Raw genomic sequence first — 22,166 nt, 5'->3', positions numbered from 1 at the left:
ACAGGTTATTTATGTCCAAGCCTCACTATCCCAGCATATCGGCAAGCGATACCGCCGATTTTGCATCAGCGCAAGACTTTAAAATTTTCAAACCTTATGGCTACCTGAGCCAATTTGTACCCGAGCGGCGCAAAAGCAAAAAACTTCTCGGGGAGTTAGCCGATTTTCCCGACGGGATCATGGCTATTGGTCGGTTAGATCACGACTCAGAAGGCTTGCTGCTACTCACCACCGACGGCATGACTAGCCACTTGGTGCGCAGTAAACAGATTGAAAAAGAGTATTACGTTCAGGTAGATGGCGAGATAAATGCCAAGGCTGTTGCTGAGTTATGCCAAGGGGTCAGCATAGGTATTAAAGGTGAGCAATATCAGACTCTGCCCTGCAAGGTTAAGCTGCTCGATACGCCGCCGGCGTTACCAGAGCGAGGCAAAAAAATTCGCGATCCGCGCCATGGGCCAACCCGCTGGTTGTCCATCACCTTGACCGAAGGCAAGAATCGCCAAATCCGAAAAATGACCGCCGCTGTGGGATTTCCCACCTTACGTCTGGTGCGAGTACGTATTGGTTCAATTTATCTGGGCGACATGCAAGTCGGTGAAGTGCGAGTCCTTGGTCGATTAGGCTCACAACTGAGTGAAAGCTAACAGCAAAGCCAAAGCGTGGAAAGCTTGGAGCCACCTGCTGTTAGCCAAACAACATTAAGGTGCCAACATCAAAAAACGGTCGAGTTCACTGGCAGGCAAAGGTTTACTGTATAGGTAGCCTTGCGCCTCATGGCACCCAGCTTTAGACAAAAATTCCGCCTGCTCTTGAGTTTCAACTCCTTCGGCAATAACGGTTAAGTTGAGCGCATCGCCAAGAGCAATGATCGCCTTAGCGATTGCGGTATTGTTGGCGTCATGCGGGATATCATGCACAAAAGATTGATCGATCTTCAGCTTATGTATAGGGAGCCTTTTCAGATAATTAAGCGATGAGTAACCCGTGCCAAAATCGTCAACCGACAGTTCAATGCCTAAATCGCCTAACTTTTTAAGCACCTCAATCACAGCCTTTGGATCTGACATCATGCAGCTTTCGGTCACCTCCAGCTCGACATAGTGCGCCGGGAGCCCTGTCTGCTCGAGGATCCGTTTTACATCATCAAAGAAGCTGGCTTGTTGTAATTGCGGGCCCGCGACGTTAACTGCGATACGACCAAAATCCTGCCCCTGTGCTAACCATTTCACCCCTTGGGAGGCCGCCGTTTTTAACACCCATAAGCCAATATCATAGATAAGACCAATTTTTTCGGCCACCGGAATAAAGACCGCCGGCGATATTGCCCCTAACAGGGGGTCATGCCAGCGTAGCAAGGCTTCAAAACCCACTAAGTGTAAGCCATTAAAACTCAACTTTGGCTGGTAAACCAATTGAAACGCTTCATTTGCCAGCGCATCGTGCAGGGCATTTTGCAGCTTGAGGTGTTCAACTGAGGCTAAGGTCAGCGCTTGGGTGTAAAAAGCATAGTTGTTACGCCCATTGAGCTTAGCTCTGTGCATGGCGGTGTCGGCATTGCGCAGCAAAGTATCTGAGCTTAGGCCATCTTCTGGATACTGCGCGATCCCCATGCTCGCCGTTAATCTAACGGTCTCATCATTGGGTAAGGCATAAGGCAGATCAAACACTTCCCGTAAACGACTGACCATAAGGGACACGGCGTCTTGGCTATCGATATGGGGTAATAACACCACAAACTCGTCACTGCCCACACGTGCCAAGGTACCTTGTTCGGCCAATTTGTAAGAGAGTCGCTTAGCCAACTCAACCAAAATACTGTCGCCGGCAATGTGGCCAAAACTGTCATTAATATGTTTAAACAGATCAACATCGATAAAGATTAACGCTAATTGACTCTGCTCACGCTTGGCATGACGCACCTCTTGTTCGAGCTGCGCCGACAAGGTGATACGGTTAGGCATCTGAGTTAAGGGATCGTGATAAACCAAGCGCGCTAACTCATTTTCACTTTGCTTTTTAGCCGAAATATCAGAAAACACCGCGACAAAATAACGAATATTATTATCATCATCGCACATTGAACTAATGCTTAATTGCTCAGGGAAAATAGCGCCACTCTTGCGGCGGTTCCAAATTTCGCCGTGCCAACATCCCTCGGATAACAGTGAGTCCCATAATTGAGCAAAAAAGGCTTTATCATGTCGACCAGAGTTAAACAGGCGGGGGTTTTTACCGATAACCTCGTCGCGTCGATAACCTGTGATATCGGTAAAAGCGCCGTGAACCTCGACGATATTGCCATCGGGATCGGTGATCACCACCCCTTCTACCGAATTTGCAAACACACTGGCAGCCATCTCTAACTGCTCTTGCGCCGCCTTATGTGACGAGATATTACGTGAAATACCGATCACCCCTTTTAACTCACCTTCGGCGCTCACCACTGGCATTTTTGTCGTCTCAAGCCAACTCTGTTGCTTGTCATGGTCACGAGCTAAACACTCATCGACCGTGACTTGTATACCCCGTAAAATCGATTCATTGTCTGCTGCAATAAACCGTTTAGCCAGACGAGGCTCAAACAGTTCATCGTCGGTATGGTAGAGGATCTGCTCGCGGCTTTTATTGAAGGAGAGTTCAGCCCCATGGTTCACTAAAATGTAGCGCCCATCGCCATCTTTCATCCAGATATGATCTTTAATACTGTCGATAAACAACTGTAAATCTATCGATTCAGCTGCTGCGGGCGTTGCCCTCCCCCGCATAGGTTGCTGATGTGCCTGATAGCACTTAAGTAAACTCAACTCGATACTGTCACGACCTAACGGCAATAACCTAGAGCATTTAGACTTTACGCCTGAGGAAAGCCCTATGGCATCGGCTTTCGCTGGTTGCCAAAATAAGCCACCATAAAGGGCTTTAGATGGCCAAAAAAGCGGCAGCACTTGTATACCATCGATGACGATAGGCGATGAATAATCAGCATCAACCGAAGTGGTAAACAACTGGGCTAGGCTTTGATCGGCCGCCGCCTGCACAGGTAACAGGTCGACAGTGTCGCTGCTGCTAGATTGCAGTAATAACTGCAGCTGAGCCGCTGAATTAAGGTAAAAAAGAAAAAAATCACCACCACATGACGAGCACAAGGTCTCAATCGTTAATTGCCACTGCGCTAACTGCGTATCTGACACTGTTATATCAATCACTGCAACTATCCTTTATGTCATCCACACAGATGTGCAATCAAATCACCTGTTAGGCTGCTATGTTGACCGACTAAAACCAAGATGCTTGCGCAAAATGTTAACTGTGTGATCCAACCATTTACGATCATACTGTTAACATAACATGGGACTTGTTGGCGCCATCGACGGTCAATATTATTTTATACAATTTAAAAACAACGGTTTGATTAATAAGACAATAAAACCAAAATAATCATAATCAACACATTTTACACTACCTAGCACAACTAAAATAAGACTTTATATCAAGTTCATGAGTTAAGCACATCATAAAATGCGCCTCGGTTTGTCTCAATAGCAGCACACGCATTATTAGTATTAACTTAAACATTACCGACTAAAATACCTTAAAGCAAAGCGACCTTGGCGGTGTTCGCCTTAAGCCTTAAATAGCTACTTCATACTCAGGTATTACAGCCGCCAAGCGCGGATTTTCTGTGTCGGTTAAAGTGAATATTAGTCGAAAAAAAACCAGCCAAGCGGCTGGTTTTATCTGTACCTTGCAATTAGCCTTGAGGGCGCATCGCTGGGAATAAGATCACATCACGAATCGTGTGTGTGTTGGTAAACAGCATCACCAAACGGTCGATACCAATACCTTGACCTGCCGTTGGTGGCAAACCGTGCTCTAGCGCAGTGATGTAATCTGCGTCATAGAACATGGCTTCATCATCGCCAGCATCTTTAGCGTCAACCTGAGCCTTAAAACGGCTGTCCTGATCTTCGGCATCATTAAGCTCAGAGAAGCCATTAGCCACTTCGCGGCCACCGATGAAGAATTCAAAACGATCGGTGATGAAATGATTGTCATCGTTACGACGCGCCAGTGGTGAGATATCCGCTGGGTAACCGGTAATAAAGGTCGGTTGCATCAGCTTAGGCTCTGCGGTTTCACCGAAAATTTCTTCCAGTAGTTGACCACAAGTCCAGAACTTCTCAATCGTCATGCCTAGGCTCTTAGCGAGGTTACGCATAAACTCAAGATCTTTGACCTCTTCATAGGTCATCGACTGAATAGTGGCGTTGTCTGGATTGTACTTTTTAATCGCATCTAGCATGCTAAGGCGCTCGTAAGGGCCACCAAAGTCAACAGTGTGCTCACCGTAAGGCAGTTTAGCTGAACCACAAAGTTCAACCGCAATCGAGCTCAACATCTCTTCGGTCAGATCCATCAGATCGTTATAATCGGCATACGCCATATAGAATTCCATCATGGTGAATTCTGGGTTATGACGTGGCGACAGACCTTCGTTACGGAAGTTACGGTTGATTTCGAACACTCGCTCAAAGCCACCGACCACTAAACGCTTAAGGTAAAGTTCTGGTGCGATACGCAAATACATTTCGATATCGAGCGCATTATGATGAGTCACAAATGGACGCGCCGACGCACCACCAGGGATGCTGTGCATCATTGGGGTTTCAACTTCCATAAACTCTTTTTTCACCATGAAGTTACGAATAGCGGTAACCACTTTCGAGCGCATGATAAAGGCATTACGAGAGTCTTCGTTAACGATAAGGTCAACATAACGTTGACGGTAACGCGTTTCTTGGTCTGTCAGACCATGAAACTTCTCAGGTAGTGGACGCAGTGCCTTAGTCAGCAGTTGGTACTGCTCCATATTGACATACAGATCGCCTTTACCCGACAGGTGCAACTGGCCCGTGACACCGATAATGTCGCCGATATCCAGCCCTTGATACTTAGCTTTCAGCTCTTTTTGGACATCTTTACCGGCGTAAGCCTGAATGCGACCGCTGACATCTTGGATCACCAAGAATGGACCACGCTTGGCCATGATACGCCCAGCAATCGAGCGCTGCACATTCATGCCCTCAAGCTCTTCTTTGCTATAGTGACCATATTCGGCCTGAATATCTGCCGCTTTATGTTTACGATCGAAGTTATTTGGGTGACCGTTAGCAGGGCAAGTTGCGCGGATGTGCTCTAACTTGGCACGGCGCTCTGCAATTAACTTGTTTTCGTCTTGGGTTTGTTCAGTCATCTTCTTCTCTCGTTAAAGGCCAGATTTAAGGCTAGCTTCAATAAACTTATCCAGATCGCCATCGAGGACGCTCTGAGTATTTCGATTTTCTACACCGGTACGCAGATCTTTAATACGTGCATCATCGAGCACGTAAGAGCGGATCTGGCTACCCCAGCCGATATCCGATTTAGCATCTTCGGCGGCTTGTTTATCGGCATTCTGCTTAAGCATCTCTAGCTCATACAGTTTTGCTTTTAACTGTTTCATCGCCGCATCACGGTTTTTATGTTGCGAGCGATCATTTTGACATTGCACCACGGTATTGGTGGGCAAGTGGGTAATACGAATCGCCGACTCGGTCTTGTTAACGTGCTGACCACCCGCACCCGAGGCGCGGTAGGTGTCGATACGCAAGTCCGACGGATTGATGTCAATTTCAATAGAATCATCAATTTCTGGGTACACAAACACCGAGCAGAATGAGGTGTGACGCTTACCCGACGAATCGAATGGCGACTTACGCACTAAACGGTGTACGCCCGTTTCGGTGCGCAGTGAGCCAAAGGCGTATTCACCGGTAAATTTAATGGTGGCGCCCTTAATGCCGGCGACATCGCCATCGGTCACTTCAATCAGCTCAGGCTTATAGCCCTTAGCTTCGCCCCAACGCAAATACATGCGCAGCACCATATTGGCCCAATCTTGAGCCTCGGTGCCGCCTGAGCCCGATTGAATATCCAAGTAACAATTTGACGCATCGTTTGGACCAGAGAACATGCGGCGGAACTCAAGCTCTTCTAACCGTTTCTCAAGTTGTTGTAATTCCGTGGTTGCATCGTTGAAGGTCTCTTCATCATTCTCTTCAACGGCCAACTCAACCAAACCTTCGATATCTTCTAAGCCACTGTCCATATCGTCGATCGTTTTGACGACCGCTTCTAGGGAGGCGCGCTCTTTACCTAAGGCTTGGGCATTCTCAGGATCGTTCCATACTTCAGAGCTCTCAAGCTCTCGACTGACTTCTTCTAGACGCTCACGCTTAGCATCGTAGTCAAAGATACCTCCGAAGAAGGTCGGTACGGTCAGCGAGTTCCTTGATTTTGAATTTTACTGGATTTACTTCAAACATGATTTAATCAACTTTTAGTCGGATTTATACACGGATAGAAAACCCGCTATTTTAACTGAATCACCCGCGTTAGCCTAGGGGCGAATCCGATAGATTTGCGCTTATTTAATCCCTAAATGGCATTAGCCCCAAAATGCAGCGCTACACTCTGTGGCACTTTTGCTTAACGCCTATCTGCTGACCGATAGACCAAGTAACAGGGCGACGACTGCTCCCTGAACAACCACGACTAAAACTAGGCTGATGGTATAGCCTAAACGCCTAAACAAACCATAGGGCAAACAGTGATCCAACCTAGCAAAGCTGCTCACTTTGCCAACTATGTCACATCAAGTTTTAATACAAACGGCATCAGAGCACACTCTTAAAAGCAATTGCGATCTCACTGGCAGAACTAGCATAAATAGTCACTTCTAAGACCTGTCGACAAAATCCCTCTGGGTATACTCAAGCAAAACCTTATTCTCAAAAACGCGCTGACACATGGCATTCATCTCACGACGCACTGCCGAGCATAGTCAACGATTCTAAAAAAGGTCCCTATATGATAACGCTCAGTTTCGACGGTAAAACCGCTCACGCCTCTGTAGATGAAACCTTATTGAGCTGTGCCCTCAATGCGGGCATTGCCATTCCCCATTTATGTTATCAAGGCGCTGGCCTCAGTGATGAGCATGCCTTGAAGCAACAAAGTTGTGACCTGTGTTATGTCGAAACGCTCGACGCGCACGGCAATAGTGCAACCGTCAAAGCCTGCGACACAAAAGTGAGCCACAACCTCAAGGTCATCACTCACTCCGCCGCCCTGAGTAAAATACGCCAAGCCTCACTGAAACAGCTACTGAGCGATCATTATGCCGACTGCCAAGCACCCTGCCAGCAAGCCTGTCCTGCGGGCGTGGATGTACAGTCTTACTTACTGCATATCGCTCAGGGCAATCATCGCCAAGCGGTAAAAATCATTAAAGATACCTTGCCACTGCCATTGTCCATTGGCCGTGTCTGCCCCGCATTTTGTGAATCCGCTTGCCGCCGAGGTGAGTTAGACGAGCCGCTGGCCATTCGACAACTTAAACGCCACGCCGCCGATATTGACCTGCAAGGCGACAGCTATGTGCCCAGCAGATTAGCACCAACGGGCAAAAAGGTCGCCATCGTCGGCAGTGGTCCAGCAGGGATCAGTGCCGGCTTTTATCTGTCCAACGCCGGCCATGATGTCACCCTCTTTGAAGCTATGCCCAAGGCGGGCGGCTGGCTAAGATACGGTATTCCCGAATACCGCCTGCCCAAAGCCATACTGGATCAAGAGATAGCCTTGCTGTGTCAAAATGGCATGAAAATTCAAACCAATACCCGCTTAGGCCATGAGATCCACCTCAATGATTTACTCGCCACATTTGATGGCGTTTGCCTGGCCATTGGCGCGCAAAAAGCGGTGCCGATGCACTACCCAGGCAGCGAACTGGATGGCTGTTATCTTGGGGTCGATTACCTTAAAGATCATTGCACCGATAAGCGCTACACCACAGGACAAAAAGTGGCGGTCATTGGTGGTGGCAACACCGCTATCGACTGCGCCCGTACCGCACTGCGTGAAGGCGCCGATGTCACTTTAGTGTATCGCCGTACTCGCGATGAGATGCCCGCAGAAGCCTATGAGATAGCCGAGGCCGAACATGAAGGTGTGCGCTTCTATTTTCTCACTAACCCCATTGAAAACCATGGCGATAGCCAAGGGCGCGTCAATGCCGTGACCTTTGAGAAAATGGCTCTAGGCGACGCCGATGCCTCTGGCCGACGCTCACCTAAAGCCACGGGTGAAACCTTTACTGAAACGTTCGATACCGTGATCCCCGCCGTTTCGCAAACCCCTGATATGGCTTTTTTACAACACCCACAGAGTCAACTGAGCGTGGGCGAAGTGGCCTTAACTCGCTGGAATACCTTCTCAGGTTGCGAGCACACCATGTCGGCAGGTATCGATAAATTATTTGTACTCGGCGACTCACGCACTGGCCCTGCAACGGCCGTGGCCGCAGTTGCCGACGGTAAAAAAGCCGCGATGGCTATTCAAAAACTGCTGGATGGCGAGCTCGCCTGCGAGCTTACTCCCGAAGCCTTTAACTCACAAAAACGCAGCAAAACGGCATTAGACTGGCGCCACTTTCCGCAGCAGTTACAGCAAAATAAAGCCCAAATGCCTGAGCTCGCCTTAAGTGACAGAGCAGATAACTTTGCAGAGATTGAATTGGGCTTTAGCAATGACGCCGCCATGGCCGAAGCGGCTCGCTGCCTCGAATGTGGTTGCCAAGCCAATACCGATTGTCGCCTAAGAGACTATGCCAGCGAGTATCGTATCAGCAGCCAAGACCTTGGCAATGAGCCCCGCGCTTTTATCCCCGATAGCAGCAGCCCCTTTATTCATTTCGATCCTAATCGCTGCATCAGTTGCGGCGCCTGTGTGGCCATGTGTCACCAGCAAGCGGGACATCACGCCATCAGCTTTGAGCCTGACAGTTATCTGGCTATGCCCCAAGGCAGCCAAGCCCCGTTGCGCCAAGCCCCCAGAGCTGGCTTTAGTGTCAGCATGGCCGACAGCGATTGCGTGCAGTGCGGCAATTGTGTTTCAGTATGCCCCACCGGCGCACTCACAGATGCACGCGACAAACGCCAAGGGCGCCACCTTGCCCACTCACAAACCTCAACGGTTTGTACCTATTGCGGCATAGGGTGTCGCATCACCCTGCATACCGACCCGCAAAGCAATACCATCACCGGGGTCAGCGGTGACACTAGCTCTCCTGTTAATGAGGGTATGCTCTGCGTGAAAGGGCGATTTGGCTTCGATTTTGTTAACAGCCCTGAGCGCCTAACCAACCCACTACTGCGCAAGGCGGGCGTTTTGGTCGAGGTGAGCTGGGAGGAGGCCATCGGCTTTATTGCCGATAAGCTTCAGCAGATAAAAACCCAACACGGCAGCGATGCCATAGCAGGGCTTGCGTCCGCTAAAGCGACTAACGAAGACAACTACCTGTTTCAAAAGTTGTTTAGAAGCGTGATTGGCACCAATAATATCGATCACTGTGCCCGCCTGTGCCATGCCTCAACGGTAACCGCCTTGCAAGACTCGCTGGGTAGCGGCGCAATGACCAACGATATCGCCTCCATTAAAGAGTCCGATCTGATTGTGATTTTGGGCTCAGACACCGAATCGGCCCATCCCATCATCGCTTCAAAAATTAAGCAGGCCATACAACAGCATGGCGCACGTCTTGTGGTTATCGACCCCAAACGGGTCAGCATAGCCGATCACGCTCAGCTCTATCTTTGCCATCGCCCCGGCACCGATGTCATGCTATTAAATGCCCTGATGCAGCAGATAATCACCCACAATTGGCACGACAGCGACTATATCGACCAACGGGTCGATGGCTTTGACGCTCTGCAAGCAGAGGTAATGAAGCCAGACTATAGCCTTGAAAATGCAGCACGGATCACTGGCGTCAGTGCAGCCGAAATACAGCAACTGGCTAAGATGATAGGTACGGCGAGCAAAACCGCCCTCTATTACGCCATGGGCGTGACCCAGCACACATCGGGCCATGATAACGTCACCGCCATCGCCAATTTACAGCTATTGTGCGGCAACATAGGCATGGCGGGCGCGGGGATCAATCCCCTGCGCGGACAGAGCAATGTGCAAGGCGCCTGCGATATGGGCGCGCTGCCCAACTATATTACTGGCTATCAAAGGGTCGATGATCCCAAGGTGCAGCAACTCTTTACACAGGCGTGGCAACAGCCACAGTTGCCAAGCACTGTCGGTATCGCCGCGACTGAGATGATGCATGCGCTGGCACATGGCGAGCTCAAGGCCCTGTATGTGATGGGGGAAAACCCAGTACTGAGCGATCCAGATCAAGCCCATGTATTACAAGGGCTGGCCGCTGCCGAGTTGCTAGTGGTGCAAGATATTTTTATGACCGAAACCGCTCAACTTGCCGATGTGGTACTGCCAGCGGCGAGTTTCGCCGAAAAACAAGGCCACTTTACCAATACCGAGCGCCGAGTTCAGCAACTGCAAGCGGCGGTGAACCCGCCTGGGCAAGCACGCCTAGACTGGCAGATAGTGCAGACTATCGCCAATCAACTTGGCGCCCACTGGCATTATCAAGATGAGCGCCAAGTTTGGCATGAGATAACCCAAGTTACGCCGCAGTATCGCGGCATGCGTTGGCAAGATACCGCGGTTAACGGCCATGCTGGCCGCCACGGCATTCAGTGGCCTTGTCCGAGCGAAGGTCATCCAGGTACGCCGATTTTACACACAGAACAATTTACCCGAGGTAGGGCTGCTATGAAGCCGGTTAGCTATCGCTTACCCGCCGAAATGCCCTGTGACACCTATCCTTTTATTCTCTCGACTGGGCGCTTGCTCGAGCAGTTTCATACCGGCACCTTGACCCGTAAAACAGCCGGACTCAATGAACTCGGCAGCCCTAAGGTGATGATCTCCGCCTTCGATGCCGATAGGCTCCAGATAGCCAACGGCGACATGCTGATGCTATCGACTCGACGTGGCAGTATTCGTATTGCCGCCTTCGTCACTAAGCGGGCGCAAGCGGGAGTGTTATTTTTACCGTTTCACTTTGCCGAGGCGGCGGCCAACAAACTGACCAATAATGTGTTAGACCCTGTGGCTAAAATCCCCGAGTTTAAGATCTGCGCGGTTAAGGTAGAAAAGGTGGCGGCTGAGTTAGCCTTGGATTGATGAGGCTTAGCCACAAGCGAGCACCGATTCACATTGGCGCAATGTTCAAGACGCTATAAATAACAGCAAAAAGGCCACCCATTTATGGGGGGCCTTTTATGATTGCGCTGTCAGTAAACCATATTTGGCATGGGGCAAACTTATGACCCCCAAACCGACACGAATAGGAATTACACCCGAAACTGCCCCACTAATGTATCCAAGTTACGCCCTTCATTAGCCAACTCTTGGCTAGTCTCCGAGGCGCTATTGCTCGACTGGAGCAGCTCGTTGACAATATCTTGGATAGCAAACACGTTACGGTTAATCTCTTCGGTTACTGAGCTTTGCTCGGTGGCCGCAGTGGCAATTTGGGTGCTCATATCATTGATGGTAGTAACCGCAGAGGTAACGGCGCCTAAGCTGTCGGAAATCGCCCGCGATGAGCTAACAGCGCGATGACAGCCTTGCTGGCTTGACTCCATGCTGTTAACAGCCAACGAAACTAAATTATGCAGCTCTGATAGCATTTCGTTGATCTCTAAAGTACTCGCTTGAGTGCGACTGGCTAGACTGCGTACTTCATCGGCAACCACGGCAAAGCCTCGTCCCTGCTCACCCGCTCTTGCTGCCTCAATCGCCGCATTAAGCGCCAATAGATTGGTCTGCTCGGCAATACCGCCAATCACACTCAGAACACTATTAATCTTTTGTGATTGCTCATTAAGTGAGGTGATGTGCGTGGCGGCAGTATCGATTTCGGCCATTAATGACGACACTTCGCTCAGTGAAGTATCGACACACTGCTGGGCATTACCCACATCTTGAGTCGCGGCTTGTGTCGCCTCGGCGACCTGAGTTGTGCTCATCGCCACTTCAGATGCGGTCGCCGACATTTCGGTGATCGCGGTGACAACCTGATCCGTCTCATTATTGTGGCTTTGCAACTGCTGTGACATGGTATGCGTTTGAGCTAAAATGTTGTCAGCACCGCCTTTAACCGCATGGGTTGCCTGCGCAACCTGTTGGATAATACCCTGCAGCTTTTCGACAAACTGGTTGAAGGAGCGTCCTAACATGGCGATTTCATCTTGACCATGAACCTCAAGCCGCTTGGTCAGATCGCCCTCGCCTTTGGCGATATCTTCAAGGTTGCGCACCATATTGTGAATCGGATTAACCATGCGCTGCGCCGCAAACAGCATCACCACGGTCGTGATACCAATGAGCACTAAGACGATAACAACAATCGTCATCGCCTTGCTCTGCATATTTTGCGTCATCAATGCGCGATAGTCTGCGATGACCACATCGAGATCATCGGCATAAGCCCCAGTCCCTATCACCCAATTAGTACCTGGGACTACTGCGTTATAGCTTAGTTTAGGAATAATTTGGCTGGTACCCGGTTTGGCATATTCATACTCAAAATGACCATCGGCGTTACGCGCGGCATCAACAAGGCCTACCACAATTTTTTTACCGTTAGGGTCGGTCATGCCAATCTGGTTAGTGCCCTCAAGAGCGGGAACGACTGCATGAAATATGGCCTTACCGCTAAAGTCATAGATATAGAAATAGCCAGCGCTGCCAAACCGAACATTACGCAACGCCGAGCTGACATCGCCTTTATCGCCGAGACTTAGCTGATATTTAACAATCTCAACGCCGATTTCCACCTCTTCCTCCAATAGACTTTTACGCTCACTATAGAGGGAGTCTTGAAAGGTGTTCATGTTTTCTTCAAGGGCATTCGATTCTAATATGTAGGTGATCGCCACCAGCAACAAAAAGCTGATGATTAACGGCAATAAAGCAAACACCAGTAGCTTATTTTTCATTTTGAGCTGCCACATTTTTATATTCCATAGGGGGAAGGTTAATAAACAGGTAAAGATACAAATTATTCATCTATTTGATTGACTATGAAGGTTAACTATAGCCAATGTTGTATGTGCTGCGTAAAAACAGAGCAGCGACACTGATCTATTTTTTATTTAAAGAAAACTCAAAATCTCACATGTTCTCCTGCAGTAAAATCGATGGGTATAACTAAAGTACGACAGTCTAGCAGCAAAAATGAAATACTACTGAGACGAATGAGACAAAACAAACCAGGTCAAACCACATTTATTAGCAAGCGCAGCAATAGTACTAGCTATCCCTAACAAGCATGGTTAACACTTCGAAGTGATCGGTATGGGGAAACATATCAAAAAGTTGAACTTTGGTGATGTGGTAGCCTTTGATTTGGCGTAGGTCGCTGGCTAAGGTATGCGGGTTACAGCTGGAGTAGAGTATCGCTTTTGGGGCGAATTCACTTAAGGAATGGCACAGAGATTGACCTATGCCGCGTCTAGGAGGGTTAACAATAATCAGGTCGGGCTTATCTTGAGCCTGCTTACCACTGGCAAACTCGGTCGAATCGAGGGCGGTAAATTGTACGTTATCTAACCCCATCGCCGCTGCTGACTGTTTGGCACATACAATCGCCTCGGGCTCGATTTCGATACCCGTTAACGCTATCTCGCCAGAGGCGCAGTGCAAGCCAAAGCCGCCCACACCGCAAAACAGATCCCAAATCGATTGCGGCGCAAGTTCAGCTGTCCACTCGCGAGCGGTTTGATACAGCTTTTCGGCCACGATGGGATGGGTCTGAAAAAAGCTCTTAGGCCGAATAGACAATGGCACATCATTAAAACGTTCTTCTAAACGGGTCGCCTCGGTGAGGAACATTTCTGTTTCGCCTTCAAGAATCGCCATATGTACTGGCTGCAAGTTAACCGACACCACCTTAATTTGTGGATATTCGGATAATAATGCAGGCAGTTCGCGCTCGATACGAGCAATGGCGTCGGTGGATCGCAACACAAACCTGAGCATATATTCACCGCGAACTTGGCTGCGGGTGAGCAAAATAAACTTCAATTCGCCTTTTTGTTTATCAACCCGATAAGGTGGGATACCTGCTTGGCGCACAAAAAGCTGTAAGCGGTGCAGTAGCTGCTGCATATCATCAGGGTAGAGCTGGCAATCACACAGACTGACGGGCTCGCCACTGGGGCTCACTATGCCTAAAATGGGCTGATGAGCAGCGCCCAGCACCACCATTTTGGCCTTGTTACGAAATCCACTTTCAGGCCCAAACACCGGGGCCAGCCACTCTTGCACCGGTAATCCCTGCAGCAACTGGCGTAATACTGCCGATTTAACCGTTAACTGCTCGGCTAAAGACGTCTGAATATGACGACAAGATAAACACTGATTAGCATCGAAATGGGCACACTTCACGGGTGATAGGCTCTGAGATAAATAGAAAAGGCGGCCCATTTTAGCGTCTTTCAGCTAAAGAATCACCTGTTGAGCAAGGATCTTTCTACCCCGCTAAATCAAGGCTCAATACCTAAATCCGTGATGACACTCCATTTAACCTAAGGGCAAATGATCAACATCGGCTTTTATCGGTCTGACACCTATTTGCTCACGCAGCCATAGCATCGCATCGGCGGAGGTATGCCTAAAGGTGGTGAGCTTCCCCCCATAAATGGTCAACAAGTGTGGATGACTCGGCTGCGCATCCATAATGGTGTCTCTAGGGGTATCGAACGCTGTGCCCGTCGGTTTCGGCAAGACTCGTACACCGCAATAGTGGCCAACGACCTTGCTCTCGAGTGCATCACTCGCCATATGGGGAAAGTAATGACGATAAATTCCCAGTAAATATTGCGTTTCTGCAACCGTGACCTTGGCATCTTGCGGCGTCGCAATCGTCGTTTCAGTGGTGCCTATCATGGTTTTACCATGCCAAGGCATCACAAATACTACCCGCTTATCGTAAATAGACTCGAGATACAAAATGCCAGCTGGCGCGGCAATATCGAGCACCAAATGACTGCCCTGCACCAGCTCGATAGCCAGTTTATCCACCTTGGGAGTGACAAGATCTAAGGTATCGTTGACCCAGGGCCCTGTGGCATTAATCACGCAGCGCGCGTGCAGACTCGTAGCCCCGTGGTTGTGACGGTAATTGACCACGCAGCCGTCGCCGTCATGGCTGATCTGCTCTATCTGCGCCTGGGTGATAATGCTCGCGCCAAGTTGCTCGGCACTGGCGGCAACTGCGCGGGTCAGCGCCAAATCGTCGGTTTGCGCGTCCCAATAACGAAACACGGCCCTAAGCCCTTTTAGGGTAATACCAAGTGAGCTCCACTCTTTTGCCTCCAGCGACTTAAATTGCCCTAACGGGTCAAACTCACTGAGCAAGGCATAAAGGCTGAGGCCTGCGCGTATAGCCAATGGCCCGCGCTGGCTATCTTGGTAGACGGGGATATAAAAAGGCACAGGTTTGACTAAGGTGGGGGCTAAGGATAACAGCGCTTTACGCTGGGCTAACGACTCTCGCACCAAGCCCAGTTGGCCGCTTTCTAGGTAGCGTAGGCCACCATGAATAAGCTTACTGGAATTGGATGAGGTTTGCTCGCCAACACCGTATTTTTCAAGCACGGTAACGCGATAACCCGCCGCTTGTGCTCGCTGCGCGATACCCACCCCTGTTATTCCGGCGCCAATGACGATTAAATCGACAGCGTCCATAGCACTCTCTCCCCTTAAACACTCGAAAATCATCACAAGTTTAAATCAGCTCAAACCTAACACCGGTGCGCCATCCACTGGCGAATACCACAACCGCCGCGCGCTTACCCCTACATCAGCTTAAATAGGCGTAGGCTTTATCGCACAGCTGTTTTAACTGGGCAAATTCGACATCTTCGCCGCCTAACTTACAGCGCATTTGCATGGGCACTTGCTGAGCTTGCGTTTCAAGCTGCAAGCCTTTGTCGGTAAGATGTAATACTCTGACGCGCTCATCGGTTTCACTGCGCCCCCGGGTCACCAGCCCTTTTGTTTCGAGACGCTTTAATAAGGGCGTTAAGGTGCCAGAGTCGAGATGTAACTTTTTACCTAAGGTTTTAACGCTGATCCCCTGATGTTGCCACAGCACCATCATGGCTAAATATTGCAAATAGGTAAGATCTAACGCCTCTAGCAAAGGGCGATAAGCCCTAATCATGGCATTGGTGGCACTATATAAAGAAAAACAGATCTGGTTTTCTAATATCAGTGGATTATGGCGGTTATCTTGGCTCATTTAGGGCGCTTCCAGTATTCAATTGCACACAACTTTTAATCAGTCTACTGCAATCTTCATCCAACTGACAATGACAAAAAGATCACTAAGCGATGCTTAGGTCGGCGATAAGAACCAAGCAATAAAACACTCGATTAGCGTAATTACTCAGTTATTTTCACTAAAAACGTATTTTATTAACCAATGTGATTGATTTACCGTCACTTTCCCCCTAAATTACCCATCCTTGTTATTGACCAACATACCGATAGCGAGCCTTGCCTGCGGTGTTATGCCTCAGTCAACCCAGCTCAGCCCCTGGCGGCTAAAACAGATTGATACAACAACACATTGGAGGTGTTCACGATGAAGCAGCAAATTCTCGCTCTGCTATCGTTACTATCGATAGGTAATGCATCAGCCCACTGCCTAAATGAAGTGGATTTATTTGATATTCAGTTTGAACTCAACAGCTCATATTTTGGCAAACAGCCAGCCAAGCAACTGCAGCAACTCTCTGCAGACACCCAAGTGGGAAACGGCTACTTATTACTCGAGTTTCCTATCTATAAAGGCCAAACCGATAAAAAGCTGCGTCAATATGACCGCTGGTTAGCGTATCACCGTATTGCGCGGGTAAAAGACTACCTTACCAAATCCGATTATCAGGCGCCTATTATGACTCGCATTCTCACGGCCAGTAACGATGATAGCCGCACCTTGAGTTTACATTGGTGCCAAGACGCTCATCCAGAAGCGATCGCAACCACGACTGGTGCAAACCGATAAACATGCGCCATCCCCCCGATAATTACAGCAGTAAAATCTGCCCCAGTTAACACTTACAAGGTATTTCACGATTTGCATTGCAAATATGACAGATAAACTTAATCTCCCTTTGGCTGCGCAGTAAACTATTGATAACAAGGTTGTCATCCTTGCCACCGTGATCTTGAGTAGGCGAGCGCTTCCCGAGGAGGGAACATGTTAAGAATTGTCATTTTAAGCTTATTATTTCTATTGAGTCTCACCCCCTTGTCCAGTCAAGCCGTCGATACTGGCGCTCACACGGATCCCACCTGGCACTATGTCGATGACCAAGGGCAATTAAAGGTCAAGCTATACTTTTTCTGGTCTAAAACCTGCCCGCATTGCGCCGAGGCTCACCCTTTTATCGATTCACTGCCACAACAATATCCTTGGATAGAGCTAGAGTCGCATATGATTACGGCCGATGGCACCATGGAAAAATGGCAACAGATAGCCCAAAAGACCCAAGTGCCAGCCCGCTCGGTGCCCTATATTGCCGCCTGTGACAAAGCCACCGTGGGCTATAGCAGCGAAGCCGTTACCGGTCAGTATATTGTACAAAATCTTAAAGCCTGTTACCGCGCCTTAGGAGGTCAAGTCAGCGATGACGAGCACCCAATCCCTTCGGCCACAGCCAACACTAGCGATGCCTCGCCCCTCTTTGGTACCTGTAGCGAAAGTGAACAAGCCGGCACCTGCGATTTAGGCCTCGGTGACACAGCTAATACCGCCCCAGTAAGCCAAGTGCAACCGGTAGAGCTACCTCTCATTGGCGTTATCGCCCCTGAAACCCTGTCGCTGCCGGTACTGACAGTGGTATTGGCAGGAGTCGACGCATTTAACCCCTGCGCCTTTTTCGTACTGTTATTCCTATTATCCATCATGGTTAACGCTAAAAGCCGTAGTAGAATGTTGATTGTGGGCGGTATTTTTGTCTTTTTCTCCGGCTTTATTTACTTCCTATTTATGATTGCATGGCTCAATATTTTCGAACTGCTCGGTGCGGGCAGTGATGGTGGCTGGATTATATTAGGCGCCGGATTGATGGCCTTAGTCGCGGGCGTTATCAATATCAAAGACTACTTCTTTACCAAAGGAGAGGTGACGTTGTCGATGTCGGCAGAAAACCGCACCGGACTGATTAAGCGCATGGGTAAACTCACCAGCGCCAGTAGCATGGCGGCGATGATAGCGGGCACTGTGGTACTCGCCATTTTAGCCAACGCCTACGAGCTGCTTTGCACCGCTGGTTTTCCGATGATTTACACCAGTGTACTGTCGATGCATGAACTCCCCGCATTTGATCGTTACCTGTATCTGGCCTTTTACAATATTGTTTATGTGATCCCGCTGGCCATCATTGTTATCGCCTTTAGTGCCACCTTAGGTAAACGCAAGTTAACCGAGAAAGAGGGGCAAACTCTCAAGCTAATGTCGGGCATCATGATGATTGGACTGGGCGGCACCTTAGCGGTCGATCCTACGGCATTGCAAAATGTTACGTTAGCCATCGCCTTAATTGCAGCCTCTATTGGCTTAACCTTGGTTATCACCTTAAGCCGTAAATTGATAGCGCGCCAAGCCTAGCCTAGCCTGATGTATGGCGTGTAGAGAAGTGGTATGGTGATGCCAAGGTGCATCACCAAGCTTACCTCACACAAAGCGCATTAAAGTTGCAAAGAAGTTGGCCGATAATACGTTAGTTAAGTTAAATGGGGGCTACACAGTGCTGCCCAGTTTAACACCGCTTAGCGTTAATGATGCGAAAGCTTAGCTTATATATTGAGCTAGCATTAACATCAAACAGCAATCAATTTAAGGTAGTCCTTATGGCAGTAACGATTGGCACCAGTAATCTTCAACCCAACATGAGCAATGGCAGTGTTGGCGTAAAAGTGGCTCAGCTTGCTAAGGAGCAACAACAGGCTGAAGGAGAAATTGCATTGCAATTGATCAATGCCGCGATGCCCGCCCCAAGCGCCGCACCTGTGGGCAACATTGGCCACAATATCAATACCACGGCATAAGTTACATTTAACACTAATAAAAAAGCCTACGCTAAGTAGGCTTTTTTACATCACTAATATTATGCAAAGAAGCCATATTATGACTAGTGGAGGGTATCGCCATGCCAACCTTAAAGGTATTGCGCCCCGCTTTTTTAGCCTCGTAAAGTAATTTGTCGGCGCTACACATAAAGGCGTCGGCATCGACCCCCTCCTGCCACTGACACACCCCTTGCGATACTGTGACATAAGGCGCGATGTCGGAATCTGCATGTGGAATTCGCGTATGTTCGATAACTGATTTTAACTTCTGGGCGATGACCTCTGCGCCCTTTAAATCGGTTTCAGGTAAGATAAGGGCAAACTCTTCGCCACCGTAACGGGTCGCCAAGTCGCGTGGGCGATGGGCAATTTCCGACAAGATAGCCGCCAGCTGTACCAAGCAGAGATCTCCAGCCAGATGGCCTTGACTGTCATTAAGGCGCTTAAAATAATCCACATCCAATAGTATCAAACTCAGCGGACGACCGTTACGTGTCGATGCTCTTATCTCTTGATGTAAAACTTGGTCAAAATGGCGCCGATTGCTTAAATTAGTTAATACATCAATCAAGGCCATACGCTGAAACTGCTTCACCAACATCTGTTTTTCCACATCGCGTAAAATAGCCATATCAAACCATTGAGCCAACACCTTACGGCCGGTAAAAATGATCACAAAAAAACAGCCGAACTTAGTAAAGGCAAACACTGGACTGTCGGGCAGACCCGTTAGGCGAATAGTCAACCCCATCAACATCAAAGGAATAATAAAAGCTAGCATCCAGTTACGCTTTGGAAACAGGGCGATGGCAAAGGTCACCACCAAAATATCGACTAAGGCTTCATCCCCTGCTAATACTGAATATTTTGTCATTCCCGTCAAGGGCTCTGTTTGTAAAAACAAACTGATGATCAGATACAACCATGCCGCTTCTAGCAACAAAAAGAAGCCCATCACCATGCGCAGAGTTACCGCTTCTCGCTTGATTAGCACCTTCATAGCCAGCCCTAACAGCGATACCAGTATGACAGGCAATACCATTAGCGAAAAAAGATCAAAGCGTGCAGCCGACATGGCTCTGATATAAGCACTGAAAGAGATGGCCACGATTAGAAACAATGACAGTAGTGAAGCCCACTTAATGCTAGCGAGCATATAACGTAGGCTTTCCAGCTCATGTTGTTGTTCAAAGTGAATAATTTGCGTTGCCATAGGCGTGAGGGTGAGTAACCCGATCATTCCCCAATAAAATCTTCTTGTTAAATCAGTATATAAGCAGATACAAAAACAGCCAGCTAAGCTGGCTGTTTTATCAAGGTATTAGGCTAACATTACGCAGCTTGGACGCTGCTCTCTTCACTATGACGGATCAGATAATCAAAAGCGCCTAATGAAGCGGTGGCTCCGCTGCCCATGGCAATGATGATCTGCTTGTAGGCCGAATTGGTCACATCACCTGCGGCGAATACACCCGCAAGCGAGGTTTCCCCTTTCGCATCGACAATGATCTCACCACGGTTAGTCAGCTCGAGAGTGCCTCTTAACCATTCGGCATTCGGCACTAAACCTATCTGCACAAATATTCCCGCCAAGGCGATATGGTGGCTCTCGCCTGTGGCTCTGTCGGTATAATTAAGGCCGTTAACACGTTGACCATCGCCAGTCACCTCTGTGGTCATTGCCTGAGTAATAATATCAATATTGCCCATAGACGCGGCCTTGCGTTGCAGCACATCATCGGCTCTAAGCTTGCTATCAAACTCCAATACCGTGACATGTTCAACGATATTGGCTAAATCGATTGCCGCCTCAATACCTGAGTTACCGCCACCAATTACAGCAACCCGTTTGCCTTTAAACAATGGGCCATCGCAATGTGGGCAGTACGCGACCCCTTTACCACGGTATTCTTGCTCACCAGGGACATTCATCTCGCGCCAGCGGGCACCAGTCGCGATTAAGACCGTTTTGCTGCGCAGCACTGCGCCGCTTTCCAACTCGAGTTCAAATAGCTCGCCAGATTTAAGGCTCAATGCACGCTGATTATCCATGATATCAACATCATATTCGTGCACATGGGCTTCAAGGTTAGCCACCAGCTTTGGCCCTTCGGTGGCTTTCACTGAGATAAAGTTTTCAATGCCCACAGTTTCGGCGACTTGACCACCAAACTTGTCGGCGACGATTCCGGTACGCAACCCCTTTCTGGCTGCATATATGGCCGCCGATGCACCCGCGGGGCCGCCGCCCACAACCAACACATCAAACGCTTGTTTCTGATTTAACTGCTCAGCCTTACGGCCAGCGGCATTGACGTCTAGCTTATTTAGGATCTCAACCACACTAATACCGCCCACAGAGAAAGGCTCACCGTTGAGGTAAACAGAGGGCACCGCCATGATGTTGCGTTGATTCACTTCTTCTTGGAATAGTGAGCCGTCGATCATCACATTACTAATATTGGGGTTAATGGCCGCCATCATATTCAGTGCCTGCACCACTTCTGGGCAGGTTTGGCAGCTTAACGATACATAGGTTTCAAACCGATACTCGCCGGGAAGTGCACGGATCTGCTCTATTAGTTCCGCATCGAGTTTAATCGGGTGCCCACCGGTGTGCAGCAAAGCTAACACCAATGAGGTAAATTCATGGCCCATTGGCAAACCAGCAAAGCTGATACGGCTATGGCTTTCGTTGTTGGTTACTGTCATTGACGGGGTGCGTTCACCCGCGGACTCGGTCAATGACACTAAGCTTGAAGCGTCAGCAATATCGGCTGCTAACGACTTTAATTCTAACGCTTTAGGACTGTTATCTGCTGATACGACAAGTTCAACTGGGCGCTTGAGGTTTTGCAGGTAAGTAGTCAGCTGATTTTTTACATTCGCATCTAACATAAAAGCTCCTAAATATAGGCGACTCAAAAATGAGTAAGGAAAAATAGCGATAAAGTGCCAGCTCAGGCATTGCAGGGGGAACCTGAGCCGGCATTTAGATAATGGGGCTAAGTGATGAGCTTAGCCGGTAGCGAATAAGCCAGATGTGGCTCTGTCCGCTAGGG

Annotated in this window: 14 protein-coding genes; 5 read left to right on the top strand and 9 right to left on the bottom strand. The window is 49.0% G+C overall.

Annotation, left to right across the window (positions count from 1 at the left end; all coding sequences use genetic code 11):
* The first annotated feature begins 11 nt into the window (after positions 1-11).
* On the top strand, positions 12-647 hold the full coding sequence (locus tag AC5YB1_RS04815; protein ID WP_494520925.1) for a pseudouridine synthase: 636 nt from the start codon (positions 12-14) through the stop codon (positions 645-647).
* A 54-nt stretch (positions 648-701) separates the two neighbouring features.
* Here AC5YB1_RS04815 and AC5YB1_RS04810 read toward each other — a convergent pair whose 3' ends face one another.
* The 3 genes from AC5YB1_RS04810 to prfB form a co-directional block, all read right to left on the bottom strand.
* A complete protein-coding gene (locus AC5YB1_RS04810) occupies positions 702-3,209 on the bottom strand; it encodes a putative bifunctional diguanylate cyclase/phosphodiesterase (protein WP_494520924.1) in 2,508 nt (835 codons plus the stop codon).
* Between the two features lie 545 nt (positions 3,210-3,754).
* Complete coding sequence (lysS, locus tag AC5YB1_RS04805) at positions 3,755-5,257, bottom strand: lysine--tRNA ligase (RefSeq protein WP_110457241.1); 1,503 nt, start codon at positions 5,255-5,257, stop codon at positions 3,755-3,757.
* Between the two features lie 12 nt (positions 5,258-5,269).
* Positions 5,270-6,368 (bottom strand): peptide chain release factor 2 gene (gene prfB, locus AC5YB1_RS04800; protein WP_475514834.1). Its coding sequence is split into 2 segments (ribosomal slippage): positions 5,270-6,292 and positions 6,294-6,368, totalling 1,098 coding nucleotides; the frame shifts between segments, so codons are not numbered across the junction.
* Between the two features lie 544 nt (positions 6,369-6,912).
* On the opposite strand from prfB, the gene fdhF reads away from it, so the two are divergent.
* On the top strand, positions 6,913-11,139 hold the full coding sequence (gene fdhF / locus AC5YB1_RS04795) for a formate dehydrogenase subunit alpha (protein ID WP_494520923.1): 4,227 nt from the start codon (positions 6,913-6,915) through the stop codon (positions 11,137-11,139).
* Between the two features lie 170 nt (positions 11,140-11,309).
* Here the strand turns inward: fdhF and AC5YB1_RS04790 are convergent, their stop codons facing one another.
* From AC5YB1_RS04790 to ohrR, 4 genes are all read right to left on the bottom strand, one after another.
* On the bottom strand, positions 11,310-12,974 hold the full coding sequence (locus AC5YB1_RS04790; protein WP_494520922.1) for a methyl-accepting chemotaxis protein: 1,665 nt from the start codon (positions 12,972-12,974) through the stop codon (positions 11,310-11,312).
* Positions 12,975-13,272: 298 nt separating this feature from the next.
* Complete coding sequence (rlmC, locus tag AC5YB1_RS04785) at positions 13,273-14,448, bottom strand: 23S rRNA (uracil(747)-C(5))-methyltransferase RlmC (protein WP_494520921.1); 1,176 nt, start codon at positions 14,446-14,448, stop codon at positions 13,273-13,275.
* A gap of 96 nt (positions 14,449-14,544) precedes the next feature.
* Entirely contained in the window at positions 14,545-15,711 is a 1,167-nt protein-coding gene (locus tag AC5YB1_RS04780) for a glycerol-3-phosphate dehydrogenase/oxidase (RefSeq protein WP_494520920.1), read from the bottom strand.
* A gap of 115 nt (positions 15,712-15,826) precedes the next feature.
* Positions 15,827-16,267, bottom strand: a complete 441-nt coding sequence (ohrR, locus tag AC5YB1_RS04775; RefSeq protein ID WP_494520919.1) for a transcriptional regulator OhrR — start codon at positions 16,265-16,267, stop codon at positions 15,827-15,829.
* Positions 16,268-16,612: 345 nt separating this feature from the next.
* On the opposite strand from ohrR, the gene AC5YB1_RS04770 reads away from it, so the two are divergent.
* The 3 genes from AC5YB1_RS04770 (at position 16,613) to AC5YB1_RS04760 (ending at position 19,083) form a co-directional block, all read left to right on the top strand.
* Positions 16,613-17,035, top strand: coding sequence for a hypothetical protein (locus AC5YB1_RS04770; protein ID WP_494520918.1), 423 nt, complete (start codon positions 16,613-16,615; stop codon positions 17,033-17,035).
* 195 nt (positions 17,036-17,230) lie between these two features.
* Positions 17,231-18,643, top strand: coding sequence for a cytochrome C biosynthesis protein (locus AC5YB1_RS04765; RefSeq protein WP_475514842.1), 1,413 nt, complete (start codon positions 17,231-17,233; stop codon positions 18,641-18,643).
* Positions 18,644-18,885: 242 nt separating this feature from the next.
* A complete protein-coding gene (locus AC5YB1_RS04760; protein WP_475514843.1) occupies positions 18,886-19,083 on the top strand; it encodes a cytoplasmic protein in 198 nt (65 codons plus the stop codon).
* A gap of 31 nt (positions 19,084-19,114) precedes the next feature.
* Here AC5YB1_RS04760 and AC5YB1_RS04755 read toward each other — a convergent pair whose 3' ends face one another.
* Positions 19,115-20,344 carry a membrane-associated sensor domain-containing protein gene (locus AC5YB1_RS04755; RefSeq protein WP_475514844.1) on the bottom strand — a complete coding sequence of 410 codons (1,230 nt, stop codon included), beginning with the start codon at positions 20,342-20,344 and terminating at the stop codon, positions 19,115-19,117.
* A 92-nt stretch (positions 20,345-20,436) separates the two neighbouring features.
* A complete protein-coding gene (ahpF, locus tag AC5YB1_RS04750) occupies positions 20,437-22,002 on the bottom strand; it encodes an alkyl hydroperoxide reductase subunit F (RefSeq protein WP_494520917.1) in 1,566 nt (521 codons plus the stop codon).
* Positions 22,003-22,166: the final 164 nt, after the last annotated feature.

It is taken from the genome of Shewanella sp. 433 (assembly GCF_059338565.1).
The sequence above is the reverse complement of the archived record's forward strand: the minus strand, read 5'-3'. Positions and strand labels throughout refer to the sequence as shown.